Source organism: Sphingomonas sp. LR55 (assembly GCF_036856015.1).
Lineage (GTDB): Bacteria > Pseudomonadota > Alphaproteobacteria > Sphingomonadales > Sphingomonadaceae > Sphingomonas.
In genome coordinates, this window is record NZ_JASPFO010000001.1 from 3,380,976 (window position 1) to 3,396,633 (window position 15,658).

Annotated in this window: 15 protein-coding genes, 1 tRNA gene and 2 pseudogenes; 11 read left to right on the forward strand and 7 right to left on the reverse strand. The window is 65.4% G+C overall.

Annotated elements, in window-relative coordinates; translation table 11 throughout:
• The first annotated feature begins 400 nt into the window (after positions 1–400).
• The gene (locus tag QP181_RS16360) at positions 401–1,876 is read left to right on the forward strand and encodes a lipopolysaccharide biosynthesis protein (protein WP_243643536.1); all 1,476 of its coding nucleotides are present in this window, start codon (positions 401–403) and stop codon (positions 1,874–1,876) included.
• A gap of 25 nt (positions 1,877–1,901) precedes the next feature.
• On the opposite strand, the gene QP181_RS16365 is transcribed toward QP181_RS16360, so the two are convergent.
• Positions 1,902–2,969: a glycosyltransferase gene (locus QP181_RS16365; RefSeq protein ID WP_333923842.1), complete on the reverse strand. Its 1,068-nt coding sequence runs from the start codon at positions 2,967–2,969 to the stop codon at positions 1,902–1,904.
• Positions 2,970–3,098: 129 nt separating this feature from the next.
• Here QP181_RS16365 and QP181_RS16370 point away from each other — a divergent pair, with 129 nt between their 5' ends.
• The 4 genes from QP181_RS16370 (at position 3,099) to QP181_RS16385 (ending at position 6,685) form a co-directional block, all read left to right on the forward strand.
• Positions 3,099–4,172 carry a hypothetical protein gene (locus QP181_RS16370; protein ID WP_333929194.1) on the forward strand — a complete coding sequence of 358 codons (1,074 nt, stop codon included), beginning with the start codon at positions 3,099–3,101 and terminating at the stop codon, positions 4,170–4,172.
• Positions 4,173–4,707: 535 nt separating this feature from the next.
• Positions 4,708–5,346: a hypothetical protein gene (locus tag QP181_RS16375; RefSeq protein ID WP_333929195.1), complete on the forward strand. Its 639-nt coding sequence runs from the start codon at positions 4,708–4,710 to the stop codon at positions 5,344–5,346.
• The gene (locus tag QP181_RS16380; RefSeq protein WP_333929196.1) at positions 5,306–5,758 is read left to right on the forward strand and encodes a hypothetical protein; all 453 of its coding nucleotides are present in this window, start codon (positions 5,306–5,308) and stop codon (positions 5,756–5,758) included. Before QP181_RS16375 ends, QP181_RS16380 begins: the two co-directional genes overlap by 41 nt.
• A gap of 180 nt (positions 5,759–5,938) precedes the next feature.
• Complete coding sequence (locus QP181_RS16385) at positions 5,939–6,685, forward strand: WecB/TagA/CpsF family glycosyltransferase (protein WP_333929197.1); 747 nt, start codon at positions 5,939–5,941, stop codon at positions 6,683–6,685.
• 108 nt (positions 6,686–6,793) lie between these two features.
• Here the strand turns inward: QP181_RS16385 and QP181_RS16390 are convergent, their stop codons facing one another.
• Both QP181_RS16390 and ung read right to left on the reverse strand, forming a co-directional pair.
• Positions 6,794–7,093, reverse strand: a complete 300-nt coding sequence (locus tag QP181_RS16390) for an alkylphosphonate utilization protein (protein WP_132742413.1) — start codon at positions 7,091–7,093, stop codon at positions 6,794–6,796.
• Positions 7,090–7,785, reverse strand: a complete 696-nt coding sequence (ung, locus tag QP181_RS16395) for a uracil-DNA glycosylase (protein WP_443027560.1) — start codon at positions 7,783–7,785, stop codon at positions 7,090–7,092. Before ung ends, QP181_RS16390 begins: the two co-directional genes overlap by 4 nt.
• A 120-nt stretch (positions 7,786–7,905) precedes the next feature.
• On the opposite strand from ung, the gene aguB reads away from it, so the two are divergent.
• On the forward strand, positions 7,906–8,754 hold the full coding sequence (gene aguB / locus QP181_RS16400; RefSeq protein ID WP_333929199.1) for an N-carbamoylputrescine amidase: 849 nt from the start codon (positions 7,906–7,908) through the stop codon (positions 8,752–8,754).
• A 119-nt stretch (positions 8,755–8,873) separates the two neighbouring features.
• Here aguB and QP181_RS16405 read toward each other — a convergent pair whose 3' ends face one another.
• On the reverse strand, positions 8,874–9,449 hold the full coding sequence (locus QP181_RS16405; protein WP_333929200.1) for a DUF4337 domain-containing protein: 576 nt from the start codon (positions 9,447–9,449) through the stop codon (positions 8,874–8,876).
• Between the two features lie 68 nt (positions 9,450–9,517).
• On the opposite strand from QP181_RS16405, the gene QP181_RS16410 reads away from it, so the two are divergent.
• Complete coding sequence (locus QP181_RS16410; RefSeq protein WP_333929201.1) at positions 9,518–10,555, forward strand: MBL fold metallo-hydrolase; 1,038 nt, start codon at positions 9,518–9,520, stop codon at positions 10,553–10,555.
• A 254-nt stretch (positions 10,556–10,809) separates the two neighbouring features.
• On the opposite strand, the gene QP181_RS16415 is transcribed toward QP181_RS16410, so the two are convergent.
• Entirely contained in the window at positions 10,810–11,544 is a 735-nt protein-coding gene (locus QP181_RS16415; RefSeq protein WP_333929202.1) for a uracil-DNA glycosylase, read from the reverse strand.
• A gap of 22 nt (positions 11,545–11,566) precedes the next feature.
• On the opposite strand from QP181_RS16415, the gene folK reads away from it, so the two are divergent.
• The 3 genes and pseudogenes from folK to QP181_RS16430 all read left to right on the forward strand — a co-directional run.
• Positions 11,567–12,076 carry a 2-amino-4-hydroxy-6-hydroxymethyldihydropteridine diphosphokinase gene (gene folK, locus QP181_RS16420; protein WP_333929203.1) on the forward strand — a complete coding sequence of 170 codons (510 nt, stop codon included), beginning with the start codon at positions 11,567–11,569 and terminating at the stop codon, positions 12,074–12,076.
• A 21-nt stretch (positions 12,077–12,097) separates the two neighbouring features.
• Positions 12,098–12,173 (forward strand) — tRNA-Lys (locus QP181_RS16425).
• Between the two features lie 242 nt (positions 12,174–12,415).
• Positions 12,416–12,802 (forward strand): annotated as a pseudogene (locus tag QP181_RS16430) (phosphatase PAP2 family protein); the annotation flags it as partial.
• Between the two features lie 82 nt (positions 12,803–12,884).
• Here QP181_RS16430 and galE read toward each other — a convergent pair.
• On the reverse strand, positions 12,885–13,883 hold the full coding sequence (galE, locus tag QP181_RS16435; protein ID WP_333929204.1) for a UDP-glucose 4-epimerase GalE: 999 nt from the start codon (positions 13,881–13,883) through the stop codon (positions 12,885–12,887).
• Positions 13,884–13,942: 59 nt separating this feature from the next.
• Here galE and msrA point away from each other — a divergent pair, with 59 nt between their 5' ends.
• Entirely contained in the window at positions 13,943–14,485 is a 543-nt protein-coding gene (gene msrA / locus QP181_RS16440) for a peptide-methionine (S)-S-oxide reductase MsrA (protein ID WP_333929205.1), read from the forward strand.
• A 125-nt stretch (positions 14,486–14,610) separates the two neighbouring features.
• On the opposite strand, the pseudogene QP181_RS16445 reads toward msrA, so the two are convergent.
• Positions 14,611–15,631, reverse strand: a pseudogene (locus QP181_RS16445) (L-threonylcarbamoyladenylate synthase).
• Positions 15,632–15,658: the final 27 nt, after the last annotated feature.

Consider the following 15,658-nt stretch of genomic DNA (forward strand, 5'->3'; position numbering starts at 1 on the left):
GAGATAGCCTCTCGGTGCCTCGGCACTGCCGCCCAGTATCAGGAAGGGAGACGGTTTCGGCGACGCAAGCGCAGGCTGCATCACGATGCACTGCGCCGTCAGGCCGTAGAGCAAATGTCGCTTCAGTCGTGCCACGCACGTTCTCCGACCAACTTAAGGGCCGAGTGCTAGCGGTCGTCTATCAATATAGTGTTCCGGCACGTGGTTAATCTCGATCAAAGCGTCCGGTAACGCGGGTATGGCCGGGAACGGGTATTTCGTCGCCCTTTCGGCACGGGGCCATCGCTCAGCCTATGTCGGCCGCGATCCGGCCGAGAGGTCGTCTCAGCCGCACGGTCGGCCGTGTATTATCGTGACATCGTCGGCTGAGACGCTAGGGGGACGCGCGGGAGAATAGATGATGGCGGACAACGGATACAAAGCACGCGTCATGTCGGGCGCTTTGAGCACCGGTGCCGCGCAGGTCATCCGCATCGTCCTGACCTTTGCCAGCACGATCATCGTCGCGCGGTTGTTGTCGCCGAGCGACTACGGAACCTATGCGATGGCGGCGCCGGTCATCGGCTTTGCAATGCTGTTCCAGAATATCGGTTTCGATCATGCGATCGTGCAAGCCGACGAGGTGGACGACGTTCAGTTGTCGTCGCTTTTGTGGTTGAACGTCGGGTTATGCGCGGTGACGTCGATCATTCTGGTCGCCATCTCGCCGCTCGTTTCGGTCTTCTATCACAATTCGGCCAGTGGCGTCCTTGTTGCGGCGTCGGCGCTGTTGCTGCTCTCGACCGCGCCGAACCCGCTTTACAATGCGATGCTGAACCGATCGATGCGGTTTCACGCACAGAGCCTGGTCGAGATCGTCAGCAGCGTCGCAGGCTTTGCCGCAACCGTCATCGCCGCGATCGTCCTGCGGTCCTATTGGGCCCTGTGGATCGGCTCGCTGCTGTCGACCATCGCCAATACCGCCATGTTCATGATCCTCGAACGATGGCGGCCGAAATTCGTGTTTCGCTGGAGCGCGATCCGAACGATGGTCGGCTTCGGTGGCGGAGTATCGGCGGCGAACATCTCGGTGTTCGTCACCCGCAACCTCGACAACGTGCTGCTCGCGCGGTTCTGGGGGGCAGCGCCGCTTGGTCTCTATGACCGCGCCTACAAGCTGATGCTGTTCCCGCTGCAGAATTTTACCGGGCCGATGTCGCGCAACGTCCTGCCCGTGCTGGCGCGAACCCGTGACGATGGCGAGCGGTTTCGACGCGCCTTCATGCTGTTCCTCCAGGCGCTCACCGCCGTCGCCGTGCCGGGTATCCTGGTCGCCGCGGTGGCGGCAGAGGACGTGGTTCAGGTGCTGATGGGCCCGCGCTGGAGCAGCGCCGCGCCGATCTTTCGCTGGCTCGCCGCGGCCGGCGCGCTGCTGATCGTCAATGATGCCGTGCTGTCGCTGTTCATTGCGACGACGCGTACCAGGGCGCTGGTCCGGTGGAGCCTGTTCTCGGCGGTAACCGTCATCATCGGGTTCGTCGCCGGGCTGCCCTGGGGCCCGCTCGGCATGGCGATCGCCTATTTCGTGGGTGAGGCGATCCGCGCGCCGGCGCTGTTCGTCGCCGCAACGCGCGGTACGTCGGTGCGAGTCCGCCATCTGTTCGGTCTACACGTGGTCACGGTGTTCGCACTGGTGGCGGATCTGGCGGTCATGGCGGTGCTACCGACGACGCTGCCGGCGGTCGTCCGTCCCGGCGTGCTCCTCATCGTCAGTTACACGGCGTCGATCGCGGCCCAGTTCCTGTCCCCATTCGGGCGTGAGCTGATGTCGATCGGGATGCGCTGGGTGGGGCAAAGCGGTCGGTCGCTGTTCGTGACGTTGCGCCGGCCGCGCTAGCGGCGCGGCGCAATCGCTGCTGGCCTCAAACGGCGGCGCGGTTCGTCGCGGCGGCGTACGCGTCGAGCGTCTGATGCGCGAGCAGGGTCGGGTCCATCCGGCTGAGGTCGGGCGTCGCGGCGCGTGGCTTTGCCGCCAACTCCACCGCTACTGCCAGCGCGGCAGCGGGCTCGCCCTCGAACACCCCCAGCCATTCCGATCCGACCACCGCCTGAAGGTCGCGCATGGTGGGGGTGTCGCGCACCACGACCGGCGTGTTCAACGACAAGGCGAGGATGGCCGCGCCCGAATGGAGCGCGGTGCCGAGATCGTAGGGCAGCACGACCACATCGGCGAGTGCATGGAGCCCGGCGACCGCATCGTCCTCGATGCGTCGTTCGATCAGCTCGACGCCCGGCGTCTCCGCCAGCGCGTGAATCTCCTCGCGGAACGCCTGCGTTCCACGGATTTCTCCAGCGATGATGAGTCGTTCGCCCGCTGCACGCTCGCCGAACGCCCGCATCAGGCCGTCGACGTTCTTGTAGCGCCGCAGCTGGCCGAACGTCATGAATGTGAGCGCGCGGCCAGTAGCGAGCGGGGCAGCGGGCGCTACGGGCGCAGCTGCGGGATAATAGCCGATGTAATGCGAATGCAGGATCACCCGCGCGGGCGTTTTGGCAAGTTCGGGAAACCGCGCCTGAACCGATTCGAGCGCCGAAGGGCTGAGGCTGATCACCAGATCAATCATTCGGTTGAAGCGCGCCAGGAACCAGCGGTAGAGCCGGCCCGCTTCCGGACGATCATGCGCACCGAGATCATGCGCGGTCCATACGATCCGCGCGCCACGCGCCTTCGCCAGCCTGAGCAGCGAAAACTCCTTGAGGACATCGGCGATCATGGCCACCCGTCCGGCATCCCACCTGACGAGAAACTCCGGCCAGTGGATGTGGATGACATCGGGCGCCTGCGTCGCGATGGCATGGCGCGTATACGGAATGATGCGGACGGGAAGCCCCGACATCCCGTCGTAGAGCAGCTTCGTATAGGGATTCTCACCCGATGTTGCAGATGCCGCTTGGGCGATGATGCGCAATTCGCGCGGCGTCGTCGTCATTTTGGGGAGGGCCCTCGAAATCGATCGAACGATGCATTTGCATCGGCGAATGGAAGGGGATCGGACGCGTCCACTACATACGCGTCTGATTGCGCTCACTATAACGGAGACGCATCGAAGGGAACAGTCGTGACGAAAAGAGTGAATTCGCGGTTCGGCCCGGCGCTTGCTCTGGCAGGCGCAAGCCTGGTGCTGACGACGTCGAGCCCGGCCCAGACGACCACGCGGCAAGCCGCCGACCAGCCGTTTGCCGATACGAGCATATGGAACACGCCGCTGGGGCGTGGTGCGGTATTCCAGTCCGATACCGCGGCCGAAACGGCGATGATCCACAGCGACGACGTGGGTTACCATAGCGGGTCCTACGCCTGGATCGCGGTCGGAGCCTTTGGCGTGTACCGCGCCAAGGAGAGCGACCCGCTCGTGCGGTGGACGTTCGAACGACGCTCGGCGACCGCGGCCTGGCCGGCGGGTGGAGCAATGACCAATGGCTCGATCGACCTGCGGACGCCGTCCTCGGTACAGTTTCTCGGTGGCAGCGACGGACATGCCGTCTTGATCGATCCGACCGGGCAGGTGGCGTATGAGGCCTGGATCGGCAATTGGGATTCGGCGCATCGGACGATCCACGCAAACTATCTGGTACGCGTCGATCTGAAGGGATCGGGCATCGCCAGCGGCGAGGGGCGATCGGAAGGGATTCGCGGCTTCGGCGGATCGCTGCTCGGCGGACTGGTGCGGTGCGACGAATTGCGGCGCGGTGAGATCCCGCATGCCGTCGCGATGGTCTTTAGCACGACGATGCTGCGCAAATCACCGACCATGGCGGGCCAGAAGGTCTGGCCGGCGAGCATGAGCGACGGCGGCGGCAAGAATAATTATACGGGACTTGTGCCGATGGGCGCGCTGATCGGGATCCGACCCGATGTCGATATCGCATCGCTGGGATTGACCCGCGAAGGTGCTGCGCTGGCTCGTGCCTACCAGCGGTTCGGCGGGTATGTCGTCGACGCGTCGGTGGGATCGGAAACTTTGGCTGTGACCGAGACCGGCTGTGACAAGGCCGCAACCAGCAATCTGTTCAAGGACGTTCGCAAGGTCAGGGACAAGCTTGTTCGCGTGCTTAACAATAGCCCAAAGACCGTGGGGGGCTCGGGGAAGCGCGTCGCGTCTGCTCCGCCGCCGCTAGACACATTCCGCTAGCGGCGGTTTTGCGTCGGTCACAGCAGGTATGTAATCGCTCCAGCCCAGACTGTTATACCGACGAGCACAGCGCCCAACAGGGACATGGCACCTTGAGCGGACGGAGCCTCTCGGATGACGGTCTGGTGATTATTCATACCCACTCCATTGGTAAGCCGGTATCCCGGTCTCGTTTCCATATGTGTCCCAAACGCGGACACATGAGCAAGGTTCACCATCTTGCTGGCGTTGACAAGACTTTTTTACAATTTTTTTACAGCAGGTTAAAAGCTGATGTAGAAAGCCTCGATTCCACGCCGAGCGGTCGGTTTTCCGATGTCCCGCAGCGAGGCCTTGCAAGGCGTTGCGTGCACCCCCGTCAACGTTCGCGAGCACGGTGCTCCACCCCGCCGGACATGCGAGTATCAGGCACGCCGATCTGGTGTCGTTCCGCTCGCAGCGGCGGGTTTGCACAGCGTTTGCTTCGTGGACGACTCGACCGAACCGCAGTACCGCCGCTCGCGCGGTGAAAACCTGAATTTTTACGAGGATGAGCATGGCACGTTGGTCCGCAAAGGCTGCCTCATATCTGGACTTCAGAATTGGTCAGATCCGCGAAGCCTTGCTTGCGGTTCGCGCGCCGCTGCTGGCGAGGCGCCCAGGCGTTCGGCACACGCCATTGCGCGTGGCGGGTGTCGAGGGGCTCTGCAATCCGAGCATTCTGCGGTGGCAGGGGAAATGGCTCGTCGCGGCGCGGCGGCCGAATTATCGCATGACCGCGCAGGGGGCCTATGTCGTGCCCGGCGGGATCGACAATCTCGCGTCGGAAACCTGGCTGGTCGAGTGCGATGACTCCCTCAACCCCGTCGCTGCCTTTCGTCTCGACGACCATGTCGCGCGGTCGACCGTGCCCGAGGCGCGGAACGGTTTGGAGGATCCACGCCTCTTCATCGATCATGGACGGCTCTTCGGACTATGGAGCGCGCTGCAACTCGCCCCGCAGGCCGCCGTCCCCGATCTGGAAGGCGCCGTGATGCCGGACTGGACGGGAACGCGCAACACGATGTGCATCGCCGAGATCCGCGATACGGATGTCGGGCCGCTCCAGCTGTTGCCCTCGCCGCACGGCGCTCCGCGTGAAAAACTGGATGCCCGTGCTGGACGCCGAGCAGCCGACGTTCCTGTACCGTCTTGAAGACATGCAGGTCTATGCGTTCGATGGCGAGCGTCTGGCGAAGCGATATCGGCGTTCGACCCGTATTCCCGCGCTGGCCAACTGGTCCGGGTCGTCTCAGATCATTGCGTGGGATGGAAATTGGCTGTGCGTGGCGCATCTGGCGGCGCGCAAATTGACGGCAAGCTTGCCGAAGATGGAGCCGCTCTATCCTCATCGGTTCGTCGTCCTGGATCCCGACTGGAATGTCGTCGGTATGTCCGAGCCGTTTTTCTTCGAAAAGCGCGGTATCGAGTTCTGCGCGGGGTTGGCGGAGCACGATGGCAGGGTCGTCATGTCCTATGGTCTCGGCGACAAGGCGAGCGCCCTCGTCTCCATGGAAAAGAGCGCAGTATTGGCCATGATCAAGCCGGTCCCGCACGCCGCGCAATAGTGATCCCGGCATGCCATGTTCGGGAAAGATCGAACGAAGGTCGTGGCTTGCACTATGGCGATCCGCTGATAGGGACGCCGACCATAGGAATAATTGAGACGGTACGGGATGACGGGGCAGGGTGGTCTGCCCGGTCGTCTACCGTGGTGCGAGGATGACGATATAGTGCGAAGTACAACGATGCCGGTGCACGACGACAAGGCATTCCTGGGGTTCCGCTTCGCGCAGGGGAGCCACGAGGCATTGACCCGTCGTATCGAAACGCTGTCCCGACAGTCCTACGGCTTCGTCATCACGCCGAACGTCGATTTCGTGACCCGGGCCGATCAGGATCCCGCGATCAAAGCGGTGTACGACCACGCCGCCCTGCAGATCTGCGACAGCCGGGTCTTGGCAAAGCTGGCCGGGATGACCGGCGTAGCGCTCGACGTCTATCCCGGTTCGGATCTCGTCGCCGATCTGCTGGCAAACAACATGATGCACAATATCGGTATCATCGGACCCAGCCATGATGACTGGCGAACGTTGGTGGCGCGTTTCCCCAAGGCACGAACCACCTTCATCGCATCGCCGGCCAGCATGGCGGTGGGGAGCGAGGCCTGGTCTGCCTGTCTGCACGACGCTGCGGATGCCGATTGGGACATCCTGCTCGTGTGTTTCGGCTCGCCCAAGCAGGAACGATTCGCCGACGCGCTGGCCGCGTTTCGGGAGCGGCCCGGCGTGGCGTTGTGCGTTGGTGCGTCGATCGATTTCCTGACCGACCGCCAGCGCAGGGCGCCGGTCTGGATGCAAAAATCCGGCGTGGAATGGTTGCATCGCCTGATGTCGAATCCTGCCCGGCTGTGGCGGCGCTATCTGATCGATTGCCCCCGGATTTTCCGTCTGGTCCTTCGCGAAAAGGCTGGCCGGCGGGCATCCGGCATCTGACCATTGTGATGTCCCTGTGATGCGATGGATCGGGCACTACCCCGACTTTGGCGACGCGATCGGATGTCCACCATCTCATCGCGCATCGACGGCGCCGTGGTTGCAGTCTTACCGTTTCCGAACGAATTCCGCGCGCAGCACCAGCCCCTTGATCCCCTCGTACCGACAGTCGATCTCCTGCGCGTCGCCGGTTAGCCGGATCGACTTGATCAGCGTCCCGCGCTTGAGCGTCTGGCCAGCGCCCTTCACGGTCAGGTCCTTGATCAGCGTCACCTGATCGCCATCCGCCAGCACGTTGCCGACCGAATCCCGCACCACGACCGCGCCGTCATCCACCGCCACCGCGGTCGTAGCACCGCCGGCGACCCATTCGCCGGTTGCTTCGTCATAGGTGTATTCGTCACTCATCGGTCGGTCTCCGGCAGCGCCCAATCGATCGGGGTGCGCCCATGGGTTCTAAGAAAGTCGTTGGCCCGGCTAAACGGCCGCGATCCGAAGAACCCGGTTCGCGCGGCCAGCGGCGACGGGTGCGCGGACTGGATCACCAGGTGTCGCCCGCCCTTTTCGATATCGTCGACGAACGCCGCCTTCTTCTGCGCATACGCCCCCCACAGCAGGAACACGACCGGTTTGTCCTGCGCGTTCACCGCCGCGATGACGGCGTCGGTAAATTGCTCCCAGCCGCGCTTTTGGTGCGACGCCGCCTCGCCCATCCGCACGCTCAGCACTGCGTTGAGCAACAGCACGCCCTGCGCGGCCCAGTGATCGAGCATGCCATGGCGCGCTCGCGGGATCCCGAGATCCGCCTCCAGCTCCTTGTAGATATTCACCAGGCTCGGCGGTGTCCGCACGCCTTTCCGCACTGAGAAGCTAAGCCCATGCGCCTGCCCCTCGCCGTGATACGGATCCTGCCCCAGGATCACGACCCGCACCTGATCGAGCGGGGTAAGCTCCAGCGCCCGAAACCGGTCCGCCTCGTCCGGAAAAATCCGCGCGCCTGCTGCCCGCTCGGTCTCCAGGAACGCATCGAGCGCCCGCATATACGGCGCCTCGAGCTCGGCTTGGAGCGACTGCCAGCTTGCGGGGAGGGTGGGTGTCATCATCCCCGGCGCATGTCGGACAGGGCAGGGCAGTGTCAATCGCCGCTCCTGTTCCCCCGCGAAGGCGGGGAACAGCAAGAAGGCTCGCACTCCATGGCGCGTCACCTTATATGCGCCGCCATGACCGAGATCACCGTCGCCGCGCTGCAGCTGGGCTTCACGCCCAACATCGACCGCAACATCGCCAACGTCTCGCGCCTCGTCCACGAGGCCGCCGCGAAGGGCGCGCAGGTGATCCTGCCGCCCGAGCTGTTCGAAGGCGAGTATTTCTGCCGCGTCGAGGACGAGGGCCTGTTCGCCAACGCCGCCCCGGTCGGCGAGCACAAGGCGGTGCTCGCGATGCAGGCGCTCGCCGAAGCGCTGAAAGTCACGATCCCAACCAGCTTCTTCGAGGCGGACGGCCCGCATCATTACAACAGCCTCGCGATGATCGGTCCCGACGGCAACGTGCAAGGCGTCTATCGGAAAAGCCACATCCCCGACGGTCCCGGCTACGAGGAGAAGTTCTACTTCCGCCCTGGCAACACCGGGTTCAAGGTCTGGCCCCACCCCGCCGGCAAGCTCGGCGTTGGCGTCTGCTGGGACCAATGGTACCCGGAGACCGCACGCGCGATGATGCTGATGGGCGCGGAAGTGCTGTTCTACCCGACCGCGATCGGCAGCGAGCCGCACGACACCTCGCTCGACACCGCCCGGCTCTGGCGCCGCGCGATGGTCGGCCACGCGGTCAGCAATGTCGTGCCCATCGTCGCCGCCAACCGCGTCGGCGTCGAGCACGGCCAGACCTTCTACGGTACCAGCTTCATCGCCGACGAGCGCGGCGACATCCTCGCCGAACTCGGCCGCGACGACGAAGGCGTGATCACCGCGACGATCGACCTCGACATCGTCAAGCGCCACCGCGCCGCCTTCGGCTTCTTCCGCGACCGCCGGCCGGATCTCTACGGCCGGCTGATTCAGGATATCTGACGCTCAGTTCTCCCCTGCAAGGGGAGGTGGCAGCGCGCAGCGATGACGGAGGGGTGACACGCTCTCGATAGGGCATCACCCCTCCGCCGCTTCGCGCCACCTCCCCTTGCAGGGGAGGATCAGAACCAAGCCAGTCCAGCCAGCAACGCCCCCACCAGCGCAGCCGCCCCCGCGACCCATAGCAACCACCGCCGCCCGGTCAGCGCGGTGATCGACGCCAGCGCGATCGCCACCTGGATCGCGGTCACCGCCAGCGCCAGCTTGGTATGCGGCCGAAGCGCCTCGTCCGACTCCCCGTTCGCCATCGCCGATTGCCGGTCGAGCGCCTCCGCCTGCCGCTTCAACCCAGCCCCGCGCGCCTTGTATCGCGCGATATCCGCCCGATGCTTCGCCATCTGCGTTGCACCGAACCCGGGCGATGCGAGATCGACCTCCATCTCCGCGATATGCCGCTTCAGATCCTCCGCCTGGTAATAGCCCCACGCATCCGACGCCTGCGCCTTGATCAGCACCGCCTCGTTCTTGTGGAGCAACGCCTCGTTCTGCGTATGCCCGCCGAGGAAACTGGTCACCGCCGCCAGCGTCGCCAGGATCGCGGTGAACAACGCGATCCGCTGATCGAACGCTTCCCCACTGGCAGCACGCTCTTCCGACAGCTGCTCGTGCAACCCGCGCACCTCGAAATCATCGTCCATGCCGGTCGCTCTGACCCGCCGCGCGTGACTGGACCCTGATGATCGGGTGACATATTCGTCAGCGCGACATGCTCCGCCCCCGCTCGATATTGCCCGTTCTCGCGCTGCTTGCCGGCTGCGCGACGCCGTCGGTGAAGAGCATCCCGCCGAGCGATCACTTCAACGGCACGCGCTTCTTCAACCCCGATGGCGTGCAGGGGAGTATCGGCGAGCAGAAGCAGGGCCCGGTCGCGCTGCTCCGCAATCTGGTGAAGCCGCCCTATCGGAGCTGGCCCGAAGTCCCCGTGACCCCGACGCGGCCCCCGTCGCGTGTCGAGGGCCAGTCGATGCGCGTCACCTGGATCGGCCATTCGACCGTGCTGGTGCAGACGCAGGGGCTCAACATCCTGACCGATCCGATGTGGCTCGAGCGCTCGTCGCCGGTCCAGTTCCTCGGCGTGAAGCGCGTCCGCCAACCCGGCGTGCGGCTTGTGGACCTGCCGAAGATCGACCTCATCCTGCTCAGTCACGACCACCGCGACCATCTCGACATGGGCGCGATGAAGCGGCTCTGGCACCGCGACAAACCATTGATCGTTACGGGCCTCGGCAACGACCAGATCCTCGCCCGCAACGGCGTCCACGCGGTCGCACGCGACTGGGGCGAACGGGTCACGCTGCGTCCCGGCATCGACGTGATCGTCGAGCGCGCGCATCACTGGAGCGAATACGACCCCGGCGACCGCGACAAGACCTTATGGGCGGGCTTCACCGTGACGCTCCCCGGCGGCAACCTGTATTTCGCGGGCGACACAGGGCCCGGCGACATGCGCTGGGCGATCGAGGCTCGCCGCGCCGGACCGGTCCGCTTGGCGATCCTGCCGATCGGCGCGTATCATTTCGCGGGGCACGAGACCGACAACCATATCGGCCCGGACCAGGCGGTGACGGCGTTCGAGCAACTCGGCGCGGCGTATGCGCTCGGCGTCCACTGGGGCACGTTCGAGCTGACCTCCGAGGGCATTAACGAACCGCCCGACCACCTCCGCGCAGCGCTGGCCCGCGAGCATATCGCGGCGGATCGCTTCCGTACGCCAGAGGCCGGCGAGGCCTGGGTGATCGAGTAGTAGAAACCGAACGATCCTCCCCCGCCAGGGGGAGGTGGCACCGGAGGTGACGGAGGGGGAGGACACGGAGCAGGGGTTGCACTTACCTCCCCCTCCGTCTGGCCAGCGCCAGCCACCTCCCCCTGGCGGGGGAGGATCGTGTGGTCGAATACCGCCCTCCCGTCATCCTGACGAAAGTCAGGACCCAGAGCCAAACAGGACTGCATCTCGTTACCCTGGGTCCTGACTTTCGTCAGGATGACGAAGGAGGGGCTTCAAACCGTCTCGCGCAACGCCAGCGCCCGCTCGAACACCGCGTCGAACATCTCCGCGGTCAGCACGCCGGTATTCACGTTGTAGCGCGAGCAGTGGAAGCTATCGATCAGCACGCGGCCATCGGGCATCACATGCTCCGCGCCATGCGCGAACCGCGCTTTCGGCAACCGCCCGCCGAGCATCTTCACCGCCGACTGATGCGCGATATGCCCCAGCGCCACGAACACGCGCGCGGTCGGCACGGCATCCGCCTGCGTCTCGAGGAACGGCCGGCAGGTGCGGATCTCTTCCGGCGTCGGCTTGTTCTCGGGCGGCAGGCACTTCACCGCGTTGAGGATGATTGCGCCGTCGAGCGCCAGCCCGTCCTCGGCCTTCGCGCCATACGTACCGGTGGCCAGCCCGAACCGCCCGAGCGTCTCGTACAGGAACTGCCCCGCATAATCGCCGGTGAACGCGCGGCCCGTGCGGTTCGCGCCATGCTTGCCGGGCGCGAGGCCGATGATGCCGAGCCATGCCGCCGGATCGCCGAACGCGGGGACGGGCGCGTTCCACCAGGTCGGGAACTCGGTCCGCAACTGCTCGCGCACGCCGACGAGGCGCGGGCAGAGCGGGCAGTCATGCGGCGGTTCGGTCTCGGGCAGCGCGGAGACGGGCGCGAAGACGGTCGTGACGTCGATCTCGCCGGTCTCGTCGACGGTTTCGGGAAGCTCGGTGGTGTAAGGTGTGGAATCCATCGGAGTGCGCTAGGCGGACCAAATGTCGCCTGCAACCCCGCACCCGATGATCGCGCCGGCCGCAACCACCTATGCGATCGCGCTCGGCTCGAATCGACGCGGCCGACACGGCGCCCCCGAGCGCGGGATCGCCGCCGCGCTGGAGGCGCTCGGGAATGTCGTGGCCCGATCGCCGACCGTTGCCAGCGCTCCACTCGGTCCCTCGAACCGCCGCTATGCCAACGCCGTCGCGCTGATCGAAACGCCCGAGGACCCCGCCGCGCTACTGGTCCGCCTCAAACGGATCGAACGCGGGTTCGGCCGCCGCCCCGGCCGCCGCTGGGGCAGCCGCGTGCTCGACCTCGACATCATCCTCTGGTCCGGCGGCGCATGGTCGTCGCCCGGACTGACCGTGCCGCACGCCGCGTTCCGCACCCGCGGCTTCGTGCTCGGCCCCCTTGCCGCGCTCGTCCCGAAATGGCGCGATCCGCTGACCCATCGGACGATCCGCCAATTGGCACAGATGGTTGACCGACGGCACCCGCGCGACTAGGTGCGCGGTCCACGATGGCGGGGGTCCGTAGCTCAGTTGGTAGAGCAAGCGACTTTTAATCGAGAGGTCCCGGGTTCGAGCCCCGGCGGACCCACCATCGACGGCACGCCGCCTGAGGGCGCGCAAAGACGTCTGCCCGCGGTTCTCGCCGGCGCGTCGGTCGCTGCGGTCGGCATCGTTCTCATCCTGCTCGTCGGTCTCGCGGTCGACCATTGGCCGTTCGCGTTCGACCGCTCGATCATCCTCGGCCTGCGCGCCTGGGGTGGCCCGTCCTGGTTGCCGAAGGTTGCCGCCGACGTCACTGCGCTCGGCGGCGGGATCGTCCTGACGATCGTCGTGGTGATCGTCGCCGGCCTGCTGATCGTCCAGCGGCTCTGGCTGACCGCACTCGCGATCGTCGCGTCGAGCGTCAGCGGCAATATCGTCGTGGAGCTGGTCAAGCTGCACGTCGCCCGTCCGCGTCCCGACATCGTCACGCACCTCGTCACGGTCACGCATATGAGCTTCCCCAGCGGGCATTCGGCGAACAGCGCTATCGTCTATCTGACGCTCGCCGGTCTCGCCTCGCAGGTGACTCAGGATCGCGCGACGCGGGCATACATGCTCGTCGTCGCGATCCTGCTGGTTGGCGCGATCGGCTGCAGCCGCGTGTATCTCGGCGTTCACTGGCCGAGCGACGTGCTGGCCGGGTGGAGCTTCGGCACGCTGTGGGCACTCGCCTGGTGGCTGGCGACCGCGCGCGCGCGCGGCAGGCGATCGGCGGCGAGCGGCATGCTTTCGGCACGCCGCCCACCGATCCGGCCGCGTCCTAGCGACCCTTCTCGGCGAGCGCACGCTCCCACGCCAGCGCATCGCGGACGATCCCGTCGAGATCGGCGTGGCGCGGCGTCCAGTCGAGCGCCTTCAGGATCGCGCGATTGTCCGAGATCAGCATCGCCGGGTCGCCCGCACGACGCCCTTCGAGGCGACGCTCGATCGTGCGGTTGGTGATCTTGTCGACCGCATCGAGCACGTCGAGCACCGAGAAGCCCTTGCCATAGCCCGCGTTGAGCGTGTGGCTCTTGGTGGGTTCGGCGACCAGCACCTCCAGCGCGGCGACATGCGCGGCGGCGAGGTCGGTGACGTGGATGTAATCGCGCACGCCGGTGCCGTCGGGGGTGTCGAAATCGGTCCCGTAGACGCCGACATGGCCGCGCTTGCCGGTTGCCGCCTCGACCGCGATCTTGATCAGATGAGTCGCGCCGACCGTCGACTGGCCGCTGCGCCCTTGCGGATCCGCACCCGCGACGTTGAAGTAGCGCAGCGCCGCGTAATTCATCGGGTGCGCCGCGGCGACGTCGCGCAGCATCGCCTCGGTCATCAGCTTCGACATGCCGTACGGGTTGATCGGCACGGTCGGATCGCCCTCCGCGACGGGCACCTTTTCGGGCGTGCCATAGGTCGCGGCGGTCGACGAGAAGATGAAGTGCGGCACGCCCTCGACGACCGCGCTCTCGATCAGCGCACGGCTCGCGGCGGTGTTGTTGCGGTAATATTTGAGCGGATCGCTGACCGATTCGGGGACCACGACCGAGCCGGCGAAATGCATGATTGCCTTCACATTGTGCTCGCGGATCGCCGCGCGGACCTTCGCATCGTCGGCGACGTTCGCCTCGACCAGCGCCGCACGGGGATCGACCGCCCAGTCGAATCCCGTGACGAGGTTGTCGAGCACCACGACGTCGTATCCCGCGTCGAGCAATGCCAATACCGCATGGCTGCCGATGTAACCGGCGCCGCCGGTGACCATAACCTTACCGTCGATCATACGCGTCTCCTCTTTGTTGCGCGGTAGCGGCTTCCTACATTGGCGGAAAGGAGATCGTGATGACGGATTATGTAACGCTCGCCGGCGGCTGCTTCTGGTGCACCGAGGCCGTGTTCAAGGATGTGATCGGTGTGGAGAGCGCCGAGAGCGGGTATATTGGCGGGAACGTGCCCAACCCGACCTATAAGCAGGTCTGCGGTGGCGACACCGGGCATGCCGAGGCGATCCGGATCGGCTTCGACCCGGAGCAGCTGAAGCTCGGCGACCTGCTCGACATCTTCTTCGCGACTCACGACGCGACGACGCTGAACCGGCAGGGCAACGATGTCGGCACGCAGTACCGCTCGGCGATGTTCCCGGCGGATGATGCACAGAAGGCCGAGATGCAGGCGGCGCTCGAGCGTGCCCAGGCGGATTCGCCCAAGCCGATCGTTACGACGATCGAGCCGATGGATACGTGGTACGAGGCCGAGGGCTATCACCAGGATTACTGGGAGACGTCGGGCCGTTCGAACCCGTATTGCATGGCGGTGATCCCGCCGAAGCTGCAGAAGCTGCGCAAGAGCTTTGCGGCACGGTCTAAGGCGGCGGTTAGCGCGTAAGATAGAATGGGTTCACGCGAAGGCGCGAAGGCGCAAAGATGTCGGATTTAGGTATATCCGTTCCGGCATATCGAGAGACTTAAACCTCTTCGCGCCTTTGCGCCTTCGCGTGAACCGATCTTCTTTTAACGATGTGCCGCACGGCGAAGGCGGTCATTGATCGCTTCGCCGATGCCGTCGAACGGGATGGGCGCGATGGCGATCTTTGCGTGATCGTTCGCGTCGGCCGCATGGAGCAGGTCGAACAGCTTCGCGGCGGCTTCGACGAGGTTTCCCGAAGCCGACAATGAAACGTCGCCCGCCACTTCGCCAAACCCAATCAGCCACTCGTCCGAATGTGTCTCCGTAGCATTCAACCGAAGGGCCTTGCTCGGCGCGTAGTGGCTCTCGAGCTGCCCAGGCGCCGTCACCACACTCTCACGCCCCCCGGCGAAGGCCGGGGCCCAGTTGGGGGACGGTTATGATCGGCGTTGCGCGCAGTTATTTTAGACGTTCCAACTGGGCCCCGGCCTCCACCGGGGAAGTGCTTTAGGATCGCTTCCCCAGTCACCGGCCCCGGCCGCAGCACAGTCCGCCCCGCCACGATCGTCGACTCCAGCCCTGCCTCGGTCGCCCCGTCGTCGATAATCAACGACACGTTCCCCCCAAGACTCCCAGCAACATGCGCAGCCGTCGTCGGAGAAATCCCCCGCTCGCATTCGCCGACGGCGCCGCCAACGGCCGGCCAGACGCAGCGATCACCCCCTGCATGGCCCGATGCCGCGGCACCCGGATCGCTATCGTCGCCAATCCTGCGGTCACCAGCGAAGCGATCCCCGAATCCTCCCGCACCGGCAACACCAGCGTCAACGGTCCCGGCCAGAACGCCTTTGCCAGCGCCAACGCATCCGCATCGAACACCGCGATCCGCTCCGCCGCCGCCAGATCCGCCACATGCACGATCAGCGGATTGAAACTCGGGCGGCCCTTCGCGGCATAAATCCGCGCCACTGCCTTGGCATTGGTCGCGTCCGCCGCGAGCCCGTACACCGTCTCCGTGGGCACCGCGACGATTCCCCCGTCGCGAATCAGCGCGGCGGCCTCGGCGATCGCGGCCGTGCCGTACGGTAAAATCCGGGGTGTGGACGGGTCATCCTGAGGGCCTATAGCGGGTCCAAACCGTAGCGATAAGAG

Excerpts from the sequence above, each read along its gene's own strand:
- QP181_RS16360 (WP_243643536.1), top strand. The coding sequence starts at position 401 with ATGGCGGACAACGGATACAAAGCACGCGTCATGTCGGGCGCTTTGAGC.
- QP181_RS16365 (WP_333923842.1), bottom strand. The coding sequence starts at position 2,969 with ATGACGACGACGCCGCGCGAATTGCGCATCATCGCCCAAGCGGCATCT.
- QP181_RS16375 (WP_333929195.1), top strand. The coding sequence starts at position 4,708 with ATGGCACGTTGGTCCGCAAAGGCTGCCTCATATCTGGACTTCAGAATT.
- QP181_RS16385 (WP_333929197.1), top strand. The coding sequence starts at position 5,939 with ATGCCGGTGCACGACGACAAGGCATTCCTGGGGTTCCGCTTCGCGCAG.
- QP181_RS16390 (WP_132742413.1), bottom strand. The coding sequence starts at position 7,093 with ATGAGTGACGAATACACCTATGACGAAGCAACCGGCGAATGGGTCGCC.
- ung (WP_443027560.1), bottom strand. The coding sequence starts at position 7,785 with ATGACACCCACCCTCCCCGCAAGCTGGCAGTCGCTCCAAGCCGAGCTC.
- aguB (WP_333929199.1), top strand. The coding sequence starts at position 7,906 with ATGACCGAGATCACCGTCGCCGCGCTGCAGCTGGGCTTCACGCCCAAC.
- QP181_RS16405 (WP_333929200.1), bottom strand. The coding sequence starts at position 9,449 with ATGGACGATGATTTCGAGGTGCGCGGGTTGCACGAGCAGCTGTCGGAA.
- QP181_RS16410 (WP_333929201.1), top strand. The coding sequence starts at position 9,518 with ATGCTCCGCCCCCGCTCGATATTGCCCGTTCTCGCGCTGCTTGCCGGC.
- QP181_RS16415 (WP_333929202.1), bottom strand. The coding sequence starts at position 11,544 with ATGGATTCCACACCTTACACCACCGAGCTTCCCGAAACCGTCGACGAG.
- folK (WP_333929203.1), top strand. The coding sequence starts at position 11,567 with ATGTCGCCTGCAACCCCGCACCCGATGATCGCGCCGGCCGCAACCACC.
- galE (WP_333929204.1), bottom strand. The coding sequence starts at position 13,883 with ATGATCGACGGTAAGGTTATGGTCACCGGCGGCGCCGGTTACATCGGC.
- msrA (WP_333929205.1), top strand. The coding sequence starts at position 13,943 with ATGACGGATTATGTAACGCTCGCCGGCGGCTGCTTCTGGTGCACCGAG.